Origin of the sequence: Pseudomonas sp. S12(2018), assembly GCF_024355235.1 — a bacterium.
Lineage (GTDB): Bacteria > Pseudomonadota > Gammaproteobacteria > Pseudomonadales > Pseudomonadaceae > Aquipseudomonas > Aquipseudomonas palmensis.
Map to the genome: position 1 here is coordinate 88,900 of NZ_QLAD01000009.1, position 13,749 is coordinate 102,648.

Sequence of the window (13,749 nt, forward strand, 5' to 3'; positions counted from 1 at the left end):
GAAAGCCTCACCGCCGCTTCAGGCCCCTTCGAACATCGAAAGATCCAGCGGCCGCACGGCCCCCATCCAGATCGCATGGTCCCGATGATCGGCCAGCTCATCGCCGGTCAGCGGATGCAGAAACACCACCAGCCCCTTGCGGTACAACGCCAGCCACGGCAGCACCACGCCCACCATCTCCGGCCCGAATGCCAGCTGGCAGCTCCAGTCCGGGTGCGGCCCCACCGGTTTCTGATGCATGCGCCCCATGCTCACGCCAAACAGCGTGGCCGCTTCCTCGCACAGCGCCCGCGCCTGCTCCATCGTACCTGCGTCGTAATACACATGGGCGTGATACCCCTTTATCCGCTGCACGCTGCCTCCTGAATTCGACCGAACCCCCAGGTGCTCCCGCAGGTCCAAAAGCCATCAGGATACCCCCGGAGCGCTATCGTGAAAAACGCCGAAACACCTGTCTTCAAACTGATCCTGCTCGGCGGCCAGTGCACCCTGGGCGATGCGCTGGTAAGCGAACTGCTGCAGCGCCAGCACGAGGTGACCCTGATCCTCGACGACCTCAACCAGCCCCAGGCGCGCCCCGGCCTGCACGTCAAGAACGGCGGCCTGGCCAGCGCAGACCAGGCCGAACAGAGCATCGCCGGCGGCTCGGCCGTGGTGTGCCTGCTCGACGGCCTGGCGCCCGGCGACTTCTCGCGCCAGGGGCTGATGACCCAGGCCCTGCTCGCGGGCATGGCCCGCACGCCCCTGCGTCGCATCGTGCTGGTGGGCCAGTTTGGCGGCGGCGCGGCGCCGCTGGCGGAGTTGTTGCAGGCCGGCGGCCTGCGCTGGACGTTGGTCAACACGCCACTGAGCGAGCACCCGGACAGCCTGGCAGGCATCGCTGCGGGCATTGCCGACCTGCTGGACCTGAACCTGCATGTTGGCGAACAGGTGAATTTCATCGAGGCCCCCTGACTTGCACCGGGCCGCCATAGCCTGCACCCTGAGCCTTCACCGCACTGCATAGAGAGCTTCATGGCCTGGCTAGAGCGCCACCGTCTGTTTCCCTTTCTCGCCTGGTTGCCTCGGCAAACCCGTGCCAGCGTGCGGCGCGACCTGCTGGTGGGGCTCAGCGGGGCGATCCTGGCCCTGCCGCAGTCGATCGCCTATGCGCTGATCGCCGGCCTGCCCGCCGAGTACGGGCTGTACGCGGCCATCGTGCCGGTGCTGATCGCGTGCCTGTGGGGCTCGTCGTGGCACCTGATCTGCGGGCCCACCGCCGCCATCTCCATCGTGCTCTACGCCAGCATCAGCCCCGTGGCGGTGCCCGGCAGCGACGACTACATCCGCCTGATCCTGCTGCTGACCTTCCTGGCCGGGGTGTTCCAGTGGCTGCTGGGCATGCTGCGCTTCGGCGCGCTGGTGAATTTCGTCTCGCACTCGGTGGTGCTCGGCTTCACCCTCGGCGCTGCAGTGGTGATCGCGCTGGGCCAGGTGCCGAACCTGCTGGGGCTCGACCTCGCCAGCCAGGCCACCGCCCTCAGAACCCTGCAAGGCCTGCTGCAGCATGCCGGCGACATCGACTGGCCCTCGCTGCTGCTGGGGCTGGGCACCTTGCTGCTGGGGCTGTCGATCAAGCTCGCACGGCCGCGCTGGCCGGCGCTGTTGATCAGCCTTGCCGGCGCCAGCCTGCTGGTGTGGCTGTGGCCGGCACTGTTCGGCCATGTGGCGCTGGTGCCGGCGTTCATTGGCCGGCTGCCACCGCTGAGCCCGCTGCCGCTGCTGGACCTGGAGCTGATCCTGCGCCTGCTGCCCAGTGCCGTGGCGGTGGGCATGCTGGGGCTGGTCACCAGCCTGTCGATTGCGCGCTCGCTGTCGATCCGCTCCGAACAGCTGATCGACGCCAACCAGGAGATCCGCGCCCAGGGCCTGTCCAACCTGGGCGGTGCGTGGTTCTCCGGCTACCTGTCGTCGGGCTCGTTCACCCGTTCCGGGCTCAGCTATGAGGCCGGGGCGCAGTCACCGCTGGCGGGGGTGTTCTCGGCCCTGTGGGTGGCGCTGTTCGCCGTGGCGGGCGCCAGCCTGATCGCGCACATCCCGATCCCGGCGATGGCCGGCAGCATCCTGCTGATCTGCTGGGGGCTGGTGGATTACCGTGCGATTCGGGCGCTGTACCGGGTCAGCCGGCCGGAGTTTCTGGTGATGCTGCTGACCTGCGTCGCTACCTTGCTGCTGGAACTGCAGACGGCGATTTATGCCGGGGTGCTGGCATCGCTGTTCTTCTACCTCAAGCGCACTTCGCAGCCACGGGTACAGCAGTCGCGCGAAGGCGAGGCGGATGTGCTGCGGGTGTTCGGCTCGATCTTCTTCGGCGCCAGCCATTATCTGCAGGTGCGCCTGCAGCGGTGCCAGGCACCTGTGGTGGTGATCGATGCGCGGCAGATCAACTTCATCGATTACTCGGGGGTGGAGATGCTGCACCAGGAGGCGCGGCGGCTGCGCCGGCAGGGCCGTCAGCTGGTGCTGCGGCGAGCGAGGGGGCAGGTGGTGGAGGAGTTGCAGAAGCTGGAAGGGACGGCTGATTGCCCGGTCCAGTTTGAGGATTGAGTTGCGCCCTTCGCCGGCAAGGCCGGCGCCTACAGGGGCCGGCCTTGCCGGCGAAGGCAGCGCGCGTTCTAGCCCCGCGCCAGCTGCCGGCGCAGCTCATCGAGCACCGGCCCGGTGTCCGGGCGCACCCCGCGCCAGATGAAGAACGCCTCCGCCGCCTGCTCAGCCAGCATTCCCAGCCCGTCCAGCACCTTGGCCGCCCCGTGCTCGGTGGCCCAGCGACAGAACGGCGTGGGCTCCTTGGCATACATCATGTCGTAGCACACGGTCACGCCCGGTTCGATCAGGCTCGCGGCAATCGGCGGCATCTCGCCGGCCAGGCTCGCCGAGGTGGCATTGATGATCAGGTCCACCGGCTCTTCCAGCCAGCTGAAGCCGCTGGCGGCCACCGGCCCCAGGTCATCGAACTCGCGGGCCAGCTGCTCGGCCTTTTCTACCGTACGGTTGGCAATCACCAGCGACGCAGGCTCATGCGCCAGCAACGGCTCGAGCACCCCGCGCACCGCGCCGCCGGCCCCCAGCAGCAGGATGCGCTTGCCCTTGAGCTCGACCCCGGCATTCACCGTGAGGTCGCGCACCAGGCCGGCACCGTCGGTGTTGTCGCCCTGCAGGCTGCCGTCGGGCAGCCGGGTCAGCGTGTTCACCGCCCCGGCTCGCCAGGCGCGTGCGGTCAGGCCGTCACCCACCAGGCGGTAGGCTTCCTCCTTGAAGGGCACGGTGACGTTGGCGCCACTGCCCTGCTTGAAGAAGCCCAGCGCGCACATGCTGAAGTCGTCCAGCGGCGCCAGCAGGGTGTTGTACTCCAGCTGCTGGCCGGTCTGGTCGGCGAACAGCCGGTGAATCAGCGGCGACTTGCTGTGGCCGATCGGGTTGCCGAATACAACGTACTGGTCCATGACGCGTTTCCTGAGTCCGCCCGGCGAATCGGGCACGTTATCCACAATGGGTTCAGTGAGCGGCCTTGTCCAGGCCCAGCCAGTCGCGGTCCTGCAGGAAGTACTCGGTCAGGCGTGCTTCTTCGCTGCCCGGCGCAGCCTTCCAGTCATAGCCCCAGCGCACCTGCGGCGGCAGCGACATCAGGATCGACTCGGTACGGCCGCCCGATTGCAGGCCGAAAAGGGTGCCACGGTCGTACACCAGGTTGAATTCCACGTAGCGCCCGCGGCGGAACTCCTGGAATTCACGCTGCTGGGCGGTGTACGGCTGCGCCTTGCGCCGTTGCACGATGGGCAGGTAGGCCTCGACGTAGGCATCGCCAATGGCGCGGATGAAGGCGAAGCAGGTGTCGAAGTCCCACTCGTTCAGGTCGTCGAAGAACAAGCCGCCGATGCCCCGCGGCTCGCCCCGGTGCTTGAGGTGGAAGTAGCGGTCGCACCAGGCCTTGTAGCGCGGGTACACATCGGCGCCGAACGGTGCGCAGGCCTGCTCGGCCACGCGGTGCCAGTGGATGCAGTCTTCTTCGTGGGCGTAGTAGGGCGTGAGGTCGAAGCCGCCGCCGAACCACCATACCGCCTCTTCGCCTTCCTTCTCGGCAATGAAGAAGCGCACGTTGGCGTGGGAGGTCGGCACATGGGGGTTGTGCGGATGGATCACCAGCGACACCCCCAGTGCCTCGAAACCACGGCCAGCAAGTTCGGGGCGGTGCGCGCTGGCAGACGGCGGCAGGCCGCTGCCGAACACGTGCGAGAAGTTGACCCCGCCTTTTTCGATGACGTTGCCTTCGCCGATCACCCGCGTGCGCCCACCGCCACCGGCTTCGCGTACCCAGGCGTCCTCGACGAAGCGGGCGCCGCCGTCTTCGCTTTCCAGGGCGGCGCAAATCCGGTCTTGCAGGTCGAGCAGGTAGGCCTTCACGGCCTCGGTGCGGGTAGTCATCAGGTCACCTTGGAAACGGGCTAGGGCCGGGCCAGGCGGGGGCCGGCGCTGAATTCGGCGCGTAGCATACCACCGGCGGCAGGCCACCCGCAGTTGACGGCGATCAAGCAAAGGCGTCCGATAGGGGTTTTCCCGGATCCAGCAGGAGAGTGCAGATGGCCAAGCGTATCCAGTTCAGCCAGCATGGCGGCCCCGAGGTATTGACCCTGGTGGACTTCGAACCCGCCGCGCCCGGCCCGCAACAGGTCCGCGTGCGCAACCACGCCATTGGTCTGAACTTCATCGACACCTATTTCCGCAGCGGGCTGTACGCGCCGCCGGCACTGCCCTCGGGCCTGGGCACCGAAGCTGCCGGCGTGGTCGAGGCGGTGGGCGAGGGCGTGACGCGGATCAAGGTGGGCGATCGGGTGGCCTACGCTGGCGGTCCGCTGGGTGCCTACAGCGAGGTGCACACGCTGCCTGAAGCAAACCTGGTGAAGCTGCCCGAGAGCATCAGCTTCGAGCAGGCCGCCGCGGTGATGCTCAAGGGCCTGACCGTGCAGTACCTGCTGCGCCAGACCTACGCGCTGCAGACCGGCCAGACGGTGCTGTTCCATGCCGCCGCCGGTGGGGTGGGTTCGCTGGCCTGCCAGTGGGCCAAGGCCCTGGGCGTGAAGCTGATCGGTACCGTGAGCTCGCCGGAGAAGGCGGCGCGGGCCAAGGCCCTGGGTGCATGGGAAACCATCGACTACAGCCGTGAAGACGTGGCGCAGCGCGTGCTGGAGCTGACCGGCGGCAAGAAGTGCCCGGTGGTGTACGACGGCGTGGGCCAGGACACCTGGCTGACCTCGCTGGACTGCCTGGCGCCGCGCGGGCTGATGGTGAGCTTCGGCAATGCGTCGGGCGCGGTGAGCGGAGTCAATCTGGGGATCCTGGCGCAGAAGGGCTCGCTGTATGTGACCCGGCCGACGCTGGCCAGCTATGCCAACAATGCCGAGAACACCCAGGCGATGGCCGACGAGCTGTTCGAAATGATCGCCAGCGGCAAGCTGGCTGTGGATATCCAGCAGCGCTATCCGCTGGCCGAGGCGGCCAAGGCTCAGGCAGAGCTGTCGGCGCGGCGGACGGTGGGGTCTACGGTGTTGTTGCCTTGATTCAGCAGTGACGCCATCGCGGGTCAAGCCCGCTCCCACAAGGTTATCCACAACGCCTGTGGGAGCGGGCTTGACCCGCGAAAAAGGCCCGAAGGGCCTTCAACCCGCTCTGACGACCTGCCCCGTGGCCAGGTCGCGAATCACGCTCGGGTTGCGCCGCCCGCCCAGGCTGCCGCCCAGGATCACATCCAGCTGCCCGTGGAAGTACTGTTCCACGCGCAGGCGCGAGCGCGCTGCCGGCCGGCCCTGCGGGTTGGCCGAGGTCGACACCAGCGGGCCCACCAGCGAACACAGGTCGCGCACCACCGGGTGGTCGCTGACCCGCAGCGCCACGGTGTCATGCACGCCGGTGATCCATTCCGGCAACATGCCCTGGTGCGGCACCAGCCAGGTATTGGGCCCCGGCCAGGTGCTGGCCATGCGGTCCAGCCACAGCTCGGGGAAGTCCTCGAACAAGAAGTCGAACTGGCGGATGTTGTCCGCAATCAGGATCAGCCCCTTGTTCACCGAGCGGGACTTGAGCGCCAGCAGGCGGTCCACCGCCTCCTCGTTCCACGGGTCACAGCCCAGGCCCCAGACCGCCTCGGTCGGATAGGCCAGTACCGCACCCGCCCGAATTTCCCGCGCGGCTTGTTGCACACGCCAACTGTTCACCATCGTTGTCACTCCGCGTTCAAAGGCTGGTACGCAGTGTACTTAGCCCGGCCGGGCAAACCAACGCCCCGCGTCACTGCACACACGCCCGTCCAGCTCCAGTTCGGTGAGCGTGGCCAGCACCTGGGGCAGGGCCTGACCGCTGGCCAGCGCCAACGCCTCGGTGGTGTGCGGCGCCGCCAGCAGCAACCCCAGCAGCGGGTGCACCACCGGCTCGGGGGCGGCCGACGGAAGGTTCTGCCAGCCACGCAAACTTTCCAGAATCTGCTCTATGCTCTCCACCAGCATCGCGCCATCACGTATCAATTGATGGCAGCCCCTGGCCCCCGGATAGTAGATGGAGCCAGGAATCGCGTACACCTCGCGCCCCTGTTCGGCCGCCAGGCGCGCGGTGATCAGCGAACCGCTGGCCAGGCTGGCCTCCACCACCAGCACGCCGAGCGACAGCCCGCTGATGATGCGATTGCGCCGCGGGAAGTTGGCCGCCACCGGTCCGGCATCCAGCGGGAACTCCGAGACCACTGCGCTACCGCGCTCGGCCATGGCCTGCGCGAGGGCATGATGTCGCTGTGGATAAAGTTTTTGCAGGCCGGTGCCGAGCACGCCGATAGTGCGTCCGCCAGCATCCATTGCAGCCTGGTGAGCGGCACCGTCGACCCCCAGTGCCAGGCCGCTGGTAATCACGAAACCGGCCTGGGCCAGTTGCCTGGAAAACGCGGCCGCGGTGTCCAGGGCCGGGCGTGAAGCACGCCGGCTGCCGACGATGGCCACCTGCGGCTGCTCCAGAATCATCGGGTCGCCGGCAATGAACAGAAGGGGCGGGGCATCGCAAAGCTCGGCCAGCAAGCCAGGGTAGGTGGGGGCGTCCCACATCAGCAGATGCTGCCCGGGCCGCTCTAGCCAGGCCATTGCAGCCGCTGCGCCGGCGTAAGCCTCGGCACTGTGGCGGGCCGTTATGCTGGCCGGGCTGCGGCCCAGCGCCCGCCATTGTGTGGCGGGCGCATCAAGCGCGGCGGCCGCGCTGCCAAAGGCTTCCAGCAGCAGGCCAAAGCCCTTTGGCCCGATATCGGGAAGGCGGTGCAGGCGCAGACGTGCCTCGAGTTCAACCGGCGAGCACGCCGCAACAGGCGGGAGGGGCATCGGATCATCCTTGATCGAAGGCGGGTCAGCCACGCGTGAAAACCTGTGGATAACTCTGTTGATAATAGTTTGACAACTCGCCGCCCGGTGCGGGCCGCCAGTCGCCTTCAAAACCCTAGCCGACCTTGAGAAGGGTGCCGAACGCGCCGAATACCTTTATTATGTGCATTCATGTTTGCAACCCATCGCACAGTGCAGCTCATACGCTTATGGCCATCTTGAACATCCTCGAATTCCCGGACCCGCGCCTGCGCACCATCGCCAAACCGGTGACGGAAGTGGACGACAGCATCCGTCAGTTGATCGATGACATGTTTGAAACCATGTACGAAGCCCCTGGCATCGGCCTGGCCGCCACCCAGATCAACGTGCACAAGCGCGTGGTGGTCATGGACCTGAGCGAAGACCGCAGCGAACCGCGGGTCTTCATCAACCCCGAGCTGGAAATGCTCACCGACGACATGGACCAGTATCAGGAAGGCTGCCTGTCGGTACCCGGCTTCTACGAGAACGTCGACCGCCCGGTGAAGGTCAGGGTCAAGGCCCTGGATCGCGACGGCAAGCCCTTCGAACTGATCGCCGAAGGCCTGCTGGCCGTGTGCATCCAGCACGAATGCGACCACCTCAACGGCAAGCTGTTCGTCGACTACCTGTCGAACCTCAAGCGCGACCGCATCAAGAAGAAACTGGAAAAGCAGCACCGCCAGAACGCTTGATCCCTCATTCCAGAAGGCTTGCTCCGGCAAGCCTTTTTCTTTTTAAGCGAGAACTGCATGCGCATCGTCTTCGCGGGCACCCCCGAGTTTGCCGCCGAACACCTCAAGGCCCTGCTGGCCGGCCCCCATGAAATCGTCGCGGTCTACACCCAGCCAGACCGCCCGGCCGGCCGTGGCCAGAAGCTGATGCCCAGCCCGGTCAAGCAGCTGGCTGTGGATAACGCCATCCCGGTGCTGCAACCGCCGACGCTGCGCAGCCCCGAGGCGCAGGCCGAGCTGGCCGCACTCAAGCCCGACCTGATGGTGGTGGTGGCCTACGGCCTGATCCTGCCCCAGGCGGTGCTGGATATTCCGCGCCTGGGCTGCATCAACAGCCACGCCTCGTTGCTGCCACGCTGGCGCGGCGCCGCGCCGATCCAGCGCGCGGTGCAGGCCGGCGACGCCGAAAGCGGCGTGACGGTCATGCGCATGGAGGCCGGCCTGGACACCGGGCCGATGCTGCTCAAGGTCAGCACCCCGATCAGCGCCAGCGACACCGGCGGCAGCCTGCACGATCGCCTGGCCGAACTGGGCCCGCCCGCGGTGCTGCAGGCCATCGACGGCCTGGGCGCGGGCACCCTGCACGGCGAAGTGCAGGACGACGCGCTGGCCACGTATGCCCACAAGCTGAACAAGGACGAGGCGCGTCTGGACTGGTCGCGCCCCGCCGAGGAACTGGAGCGCCTGATCCGCGCCTTCAACCCGTGGCCGATCTGCCACAGCACCCTGGGCGGCGAAGCCCTCAAGGTGCTGGGTGCGCGCCTGGCCGATGGCAAGGGCACGCCGGGCGAGATCCTGTCTGCCAGCAAGGACGGCCTGATCGTGGCCTGCGGCGAGCAGGCGCTGTGCCTGACCCGCCTGCAACTGCCCGGCGGCAAGGCGCTGAACTTCAGCGACCTGTACAACAGCCGCCGCGAAAAATTCGCCAGCGGCACGGTGCTGGGCCAATGAACCCGCGTCTGGCCGCCGCCCGCGCCCTGGCCGCCGTGCTCAGCGGCAAGGCCTCGCTCAACAGTTCGCTGCCCGCCCAGCTGGACAAGGTCGAGGCCCGCGATCGCGGCCTCACCCAGGACCTGGCCTTCGGTACCGCACGCTGGCAGCCACGCCTGTCGGCACTGGCCGAGCGCCTGCTGCAAAAGCCGTTCAAGGCCGCCGACGCGGATGTCGAGGCGTTGCTGCTGGTGGGCCTCTACCAGCTGCTGTACACCCGCGTGCCGGCCCACGCCGCCATCGGCGAAACGGTCGGGTGCGCCGACAAGCTGAAAAAGCCCTGGGCCAAGGCCCTGCTCAATGCCGTGCTGCGCCGCGCCCAGCGCGAGAGCAGCGAGATTCTTGCCGAACTCGAACGCGACCCGGTGGTGCGCACCGCGCACCCGCGCTGGCTGCAGAAGTCGCTCAAGGCGTTCTGGCCCGAGCAGTGGGAAGCCATCTGCGCCGCCAACAATGCCCACCCGCCGATGATCCTGCGGGTCAACCGCCGCCACCACAGCCGCGATGCCTACCTGGGCCTGCTGCGCGAAGCCGGCATCGATGCCGCGCCGTGCACGTACAGCCGTGACGGTATCCTGCTCGCCGAGGCCTGCGACGTGCGCGGTTTGCCGGGCTTCGAACAGGGCTGGATCAGCGTGCAGGACGAAGCCGCGCAGCTGGCCGCCGACCTGCTCGACCTGGCGCCCGGCCAGCGCGTGCTCGACGCCTGCTGCGCCCCCGGGGGCAAGACCTGCCACCTGCTCGAGGCGCATGCCGGGCTGGAGGCGGTGGTGGCCATCGACCTGGAAGCCAAGCGCCTGACCCGCGTGCGTGAAAACCTCGACCGCCTGGGCCTGGAGGCCCAGTTGATCGCCTGCGATGCCCGCGACACCGCCAGCTGGTGGGACGGCAAGACCTTCCAGCGCATCCTGCTGGACGCTCCCTGCTCGGCCACCGGTGTGATCCGTCGCCACCCGGACATCAAGCTGACCCGCCAGGCCGATGACATCGCTGCCCTGGCCAGCCTGCAGGGCGAGCTGCTCGACGCGCTGTGGCCAACCCTCGAAGTGGGCGGCATCCTGCTCTACGCCACCTGCTCGACCCTGCCGACCGAGAACACCGAAGTGATCGAGGCGTTCCTGGCCCGCACGCCGGGCGCGCGCGAGCTGGACCTGGCCACCGAGGCCGGCATCCGCCAGCCCCATGGCCGGCAGCTGCTGGCGCAGGAAGGCGGCCACGATGGCTTCTACTATGCCAAGCTGATCAAGATCGCCGCCGTTCGCGGACACTAACCAGCACAAGGGAGAGCGGATGAAGATCATCATCCTGGGCGCGGGGCAGGTCGGCGGCACGCTGGCCGAGCACCTGGCCAGCGAAGCCAACGACATCACCGTGGTCGACACCGATGGCGACCGCCTGCGCGATCTGGGCGATCGCCTCGACATCCGCACCGTGCAGGGCCGCGCCTCGCTGCCGACGGTGCTGCGCCAGGCCGGTGCGGATGATGCCGACATGCTGGTGGCGGTGACCAACAGCGACGAGACCAACATGGTCGCCTGCCAGGTGGCCTACACCCTGTTCCACACCCCGACCAAGATTGCCCGGGTTCGCGAGTCGGCCTACCTGACCCGCAGCGGCCTGTTCAACAACGAGGCGATCCCGGTCGACGTGCTGATCAGCCCCGAACAGGTGGTCACCCACTACATCAAGCGCCTGATCGAGCACCCCGGCGCCCTGCAGGTGATCGACTTCGCCGAGGGCAAGGTCCAGCTGGTGGCGGTCAAGGCCTACTACGGCGGCCCGCTGGTGGGCCAGCAGCTGCGCCAGATCCGCGAGCACATGCCCAACGTGGACACCCGCGTGGCGGCGATCTTCCGTCGCGACCGGCCGATCAAGCCACAGGGCGACACGGTGATCGAGGCCGACGACGAGGTGTTCTTCATCGCCGCCAAGAACCACATCCGCGCAGTGATGGGCGAGCTGCGCCGCATCGACGAAACCAACAAGCGCGTGGTGATTGCCGGCGGCGGGCAGATCGGCGAACGCCTGGCCGAGGCCATCGAGAGCCGCTACCAGGTCAAGATCATCGAGATGAACGCGGCCCGTTGCCGCTATCTGTCCGACACCCTCGACAGCACGGTGGTGCTGCAGGGCAGCGCCTCGGACCGCGACCTGATGCTGGAAGAGAACATCGCCGACGCCGACATCTTCCTGGCCCTGACCAACGATGACGAAGCCAACATCATGTCCTCGCTGCTGGCCAAGCGCCTGGGCGCGAAGAAGGTGATGACCATCATCAACAACCCGGCCTATGTCGACCTGGTGCAGGGCGGCGAGATCGACATCGCCATCAGCCCGCAGCAGGCCACCATCGGCACCTTGCTGGCCCACGTACGCCGCGGCGACATCGTCAGCGTGCACTCGCTGCGCCGTGGCGCGGCCGAAGCCATCGAGGCCATTGCCCACGGCGATTCGAAGTCGAGCAAGGTGATCGGCAAGGCCATCGAGGACATCGCGCTGCCGCCGGGCACCACCATCGGTGCGATCATCCGCGACGAGCAGGTGCTGATCGCCCACGACGACACGGTGATCGAGTCCGGCGACCACGTGATCCTGTTCGTTGTGGATAAAAAGTACATCCGCGACGTGGAGAAGCTGTTCCACGTGGGCCTGAGCTTCTTCTAGGGAGAAACCGGAATGCGCGAATCACTGGAAAAGATGCTGGCCAAGGGTGTGGATAACTCGCTGCTGCGCTTCGGCCTGGGCAAGGCCTGGCTGGATGAGGGCAACGGCGCAGAGGCCGCGCTGCACCTGCGCCGCTGCGTGGAGTTCGACCCCAAGTACTCGGCGGCGTGGAAGCTGCTGGGCAAGGCGTATCAGGTGCAGGGCGACGTGGCCGGCGCGCGCCAGGCCTGGACCGAAGGGCTGGCTGCAGCGCAGGCGCATGGGGACAAGCAGGCGGAGAAGGAGATGACGGTGTTTCTCAGGAAGCTCGACAAGGCTGTTTAGGGCTGCTGTGCAGCCCATCGCGGGTCAAGCCCGCTCCCAAAGGTACAGAGCAGATCCTGAGATCACTGATATCCCTGTGGGAGCGGGCTTGACCCGCGAAGGGGCGCTCAGTACCAGCGCGTCTCGCCCGGCGGGCGCTTCTTGAAGCGCTTCATGCTCCACATGTACTGGCTTGGATACGCGCGCACATAACGCTCCACCACCTTGCTCATGGCCGCCGCCGAGGTCTCCACGTCGGTGCTGTACATCGCATCCGGCGCCGCTTCCAGGATCACCTTGAAGCCCGAACCGTCCGGCAGGCGCAACGCATGCAGGAACACCCCCACCGCCTTGCCACCGGCCAGCATGTTCGGCACGAACTTGCTGGTCAGTGCCTTGGTGGCAAAGAACGGCACGAACACCCCCGCCGATTCCGCCGGCTCCGGGTCGGCCGGAATACCCACCTGGCCGCCCTTGCGCACTTCCTTGATGATGCTGAGGATGCCTTCCTTGGTCGACGCCGCCACGCGGTTGCCCAGTTGCACGCGCTGTTCGCGCAGCAGGTCATCCACCGCCTTGAGCTTGGGCGGGCGGTAGAAGATGATCGGCTTGCACTGGCTGCAATAGAAGTGGTTAAGCACTTCCCAGTTGCCCAGGTGGCTGGTGATGCCCACCACGCCCTTGCCCGATGCCAGTGCCTCGTGCAGCACCTCCAGGCCCTCGACCTCGCGCACCAGGTCGATGGAGCGCTGCGCTGGCCAGATCCACGCACAGGCGCTTTCGGTGAACGACTTGCCGATATCCATCAGCGTGCGGCCCACAAGGCGCTCGCGTTCGGCCGGGTCCATCTCGGGGAAACACTTGGCCAGGTTGATGCGCACCACGTTGCGCGAGCTGTTGGGCACCTTCCACATGATCCAGCCGATGGCCGCGCCAACCCGCTGCACCGCGCCCCAGGGCAACTTGGCAAACAATCGCAACGCCCCGACCATCAAGGCGCCCTTGAACTTATCCACAGGCAGGTTCCTCCTTCTGCAAGCCGCGCATTGTAACCGTCAGCGGCGCAGAGCGGCGTAACGATCGCAATCGGTGGTGTGATCCATGACCATGCCAGTGGCCTGCATGAAGGCATAGCAGATGGTCGGCCCGACAAAGGTGAAGCCGGCCTTCTTCAGGGCCTTGCTCATGGCCGTGGCCTCGTCGGTCACGGCCGGCACCTCGTTGCGCTGGCTGAAATGATTGATTTTCGGCACCCCGCCGACGAACGACCAGAGCCACTGCGCCGGCTCGTCCAGCGCCAGCCAGGCCCTGGCGTTGCGCCGCGCGGCGTTGAGCTTGAGGCGGTTGCGGATGATGCCGGGGTCGAGCATGCGCTCCTCGATCTCGGCATCGGTCATCTGCGCCAGGCGCTGCGGGTCGAAGCCGAACAGCACCTCACGGTAGCGCTCGCGCTTCTTCAGCACCGTGATCCACGACAACCCGGCCTGAAAGCCTTCGAGCAGCAGCATTTCGAACAGCGCGCCAGGCTCGCGCTGGGGCGTGCCCCACTCGCTGTCGTGGTAGGCCTGGTACAACGGATCATCGGTACACCAAAAGCAGCGTGGCATAAGGCTCCAAGGGTAGAGGCGGGGGCGAATCGGGTTATACTC

At 67.0% G+C, this 13,749-nt stretch carries 15 protein-coding genes; 8 read left to right on the plus strand and 7 right to left on the minus strand.

Features of this window, described 5'->3' with window-relative positions:
* Positions 1 to 18: 18 nt before the first annotated feature.
* Positions 19 to 354 (minus strand): DOPA 4,5-dioxygenase family protein, encoded by a 336-nt coding sequence (locus DN388_RS20845; protein WP_043862256.1) that lies wholly within the window; start codon positions 352 to 354, stop codon positions 19 to 21.
* A 78-nt stretch (positions 355 to 432) separates the two neighbouring features.
* Between DN388_RS20845 and DN388_RS20850 the strand changes: the two genes are divergently transcribed.
* Both DN388_RS20850 and DN388_RS20855 read left to right on the plus strand, forming a co-directional pair.
* Positions 433 to 954 carry an NAD(P)H-binding protein gene (locus DN388_RS20850; RefSeq protein WP_058541986.1) on the plus strand — a complete coding sequence of 174 codons (522 nt, stop codon included), beginning with the start codon at positions 433 to 435 and terminating at the stop codon, positions 952 to 954.
* A gap of 60 nt (positions 955 to 1,014) precedes the next feature.
* Positions 1,015 to 2,586 (plus strand): SulP family inorganic anion transporter, encoded by a 1,572-nt coding sequence (locus DN388_RS20855; RefSeq protein ID WP_255002002.1) that lies wholly within the window; start codon positions 1,015 to 1,017, stop codon positions 2,584 to 2,586.
* Positions 2,587 to 2,654: 68 nt separating this feature from the next.
* Here DN388_RS20855 and aroE read toward each other — a convergent pair whose 3' ends face one another.
* Entirely contained in the window at positions 2,655 to 3,482 is an 828-nt protein-coding gene (aroE, locus tag DN388_RS20860; protein WP_043862253.1) for a shikimate dehydrogenase, read from the minus strand.
* 52 nt (positions 3,483 to 3,534) lie between these two features.
* Positions 3,535 to 4,461 (minus strand): oxygen-dependent coproporphyrinogen oxidase, encoded by a 927-nt coding sequence (hemF, locus tag DN388_RS20865; protein WP_043862252.1) that lies wholly within the window; start codon positions 4,459 to 4,461, stop codon positions 3,535 to 3,537.
* Positions 4,462 to 4,616: 155 nt separating this feature from the next.
* Between hemF and DN388_RS20870 the strand changes: the two genes are divergently transcribed.
* Positions 4,617 to 5,594, plus strand: coding sequence for an NADPH:quinone reductase (locus tag DN388_RS20870; protein ID WP_255002003.1), 978 nt, complete (start codon positions 4,617 to 4,619; stop codon positions 5,592 to 5,594).
* A gap of 99 nt (positions 5,595 to 5,693) precedes the next feature.
* On the opposite strand, the gene DN388_RS20875 is transcribed toward DN388_RS20870, so the two are convergent.
* Positions 5,694 to 6,251 (minus strand): L-threonylcarbamoyladenylate synthase, encoded by a 558-nt coding sequence (locus tag DN388_RS20875; RefSeq protein WP_043862251.1) that lies wholly within the window; start codon positions 6,249 to 6,251, stop codon positions 5,694 to 5,696.
* 39 nt (positions 6,252 to 6,290) lie between these two features.
* Positions 6,291 to 7,388 (minus strand): DNA-processing protein DprA, encoded by a 1,098-nt coding sequence (gene dprA / locus DN388_RS20880; RefSeq protein WP_255002004.1) that lies wholly within the window; start codon positions 7,386 to 7,388, stop codon positions 6,291 to 6,293.
* Between the two features lie 209 nt (positions 7,389 to 7,597).
* On the opposite strand from dprA, the gene def reads away from it, so the two are divergent.
* Genes def through DN388_RS20905 form a run of 5 tightly spaced genes read left to right on the plus strand, consistent with a single transcriptional unit; the run spans position 7,598 to position 12,121 of the window.
* Complete coding sequence (def, locus tag DN388_RS20885) at positions 7,598 to 8,104, plus strand: peptide deformylase (RefSeq protein WP_043862249.1); 507 nt, start codon at positions 7,598 to 7,600, stop codon at positions 8,102 to 8,104.
* A gap of 57 nt (positions 8,105 to 8,161) precedes the next feature.
* On the plus strand, positions 8,162 to 9,094 hold the full coding sequence (fmt, locus tag DN388_RS20890) for a methionyl-tRNA formyltransferase (RefSeq protein WP_255002006.1): 933 nt from the start codon (positions 8,162 to 8,164) through the stop codon (positions 9,092 to 9,094).
* A complete protein-coding gene (rsmB, locus tag DN388_RS20895) occupies positions 9,091 to 10,404 on the plus strand; it encodes a 16S rRNA (cytosine(967)-C(5))-methyltransferase RsmB (protein ID WP_255002007.1) in 1,314 nt (437 codons plus the stop codon). Before fmt ends, rsmB begins: the two co-directional genes overlap by 4 nt.
* A 19-nt stretch (positions 10,405 to 10,423) precedes the next feature.
* Positions 10,424 to 11,797, plus strand: a complete 1,374-nt coding sequence (trkA, locus tag DN388_RS20900) for a Trk system potassium transporter TrkA (RefSeq protein WP_043862246.1) — start codon at positions 10,424 to 10,426, stop codon at positions 11,795 to 11,797.
* A gap of 12 nt (positions 11,798 to 11,809) precedes the next feature.
* Positions 11,810 to 12,121: a tetratricopeptide repeat protein gene (locus DN388_RS20905; protein ID WP_043862245.1), complete on the plus strand. Its 312-nt coding sequence runs from the start codon at positions 11,810 to 11,812 to the stop codon at positions 12,119 to 12,121.
* 107 nt (positions 12,122 to 12,228) lie between these two features.
* Here DN388_RS20905 and DN388_RS20910 read toward each other — a convergent pair whose 3' ends face one another.
* Together DN388_RS20910 and DN388_RS20915 are read right to left on the minus strand one after the other, a co-directional pair.
* Complete coding sequence (locus DN388_RS20910) at positions 12,229 to 13,116, minus strand: lysophospholipid acyltransferase (RefSeq protein WP_054916050.1); 888 nt, start codon at positions 13,114 to 13,116, stop codon at positions 12,229 to 12,231.
* Between the two features lie 39 nt (positions 13,117 to 13,155).
* Positions 13,156 to 13,707, minus strand: coding sequence for a DNA-3-methyladenine glycosylase I (locus DN388_RS20915; RefSeq protein ID WP_043862243.1), 552 nt, complete (start codon positions 13,705 to 13,707; stop codon positions 13,156 to 13,158).
* Positions 13,708 to 13,749 lie beyond the last annotated feature (42 nt).

Excerpts from the sequence above, each read along its gene's own strand:
- DN388_RS20855 (WP_255002002.1), top strand. The coding sequence starts at position 1,015 with ATGGCCTGGCTAGAGCGCCACCGTCTGTTTCCCTTTCTCGCCTGGTTG.
- aroE (WP_043862253.1), bottom strand. The coding sequence starts at position 3,482 with ATGGACCAGTACGTTGTATTCGGCAACCCGATCGGCCACAGCAAGTCG.
- hemF (WP_043862252.1), bottom strand. The coding sequence starts at position 4,461 with ATGACTACCCGCACCGAGGCCGTGAAGGCCTACCTGCTCGACCTGCAA.
- DN388_RS20870 (WP_255002003.1), top strand. The coding sequence starts at position 4,617 with ATGGCCAAGCGTATCCAGTTCAGCCAGCATGGCGGCCCCGAGGTATTG.
- DN388_RS20875 (WP_043862251.1), bottom strand. The coding sequence starts at position 6,251 with ATGGTGAACAGTTGGCGTGTGCAACAAGCCGCGCGGGAAATTCGGGCG.
- dprA (WP_255002004.1), bottom strand. The coding sequence starts at position 7,388 with ATGCCCCTCCCGCCTGTTGCGGCGTGCTCGCCGGTTGAACTCGAGGCA.
- def (WP_043862249.1), top strand. The coding sequence starts at position 7,598 with ATGGCCATCTTGAACATCCTCGAATTCCCGGACCCGCGCCTGCGCACC.
- fmt (WP_255002006.1), top strand. The coding sequence starts at position 8,162 with ATGCGCATCGTCTTCGCGGGCACCCCCGAGTTTGCCGCCGAACACCTC.
- rsmB (WP_255002007.1), top strand. The coding sequence starts at position 9,091 with ATGAACCCGCGTCTGGCCGCCGCCCGCGCCCTGGCCGCCGTGCTCAGC.
- trkA (WP_043862246.1), top strand. The coding sequence starts at position 10,424 with ATGAAGATCATCATCCTGGGCGCGGGGCAGGTCGGCGGCACGCTGGCC.
- DN388_RS20905 (WP_043862245.1), top strand. The coding sequence starts at position 11,810 with ATGCGCGAATCACTGGAAAAGATGCTGGCCAAGGGTGTGGATAACTCG.
- DN388_RS20915 (WP_043862243.1), bottom strand. The coding sequence starts at position 13,707 with ATGCCACGCTGCTTTTGGTGTACCGATGATCCGTTGTACCAGGCCTAC.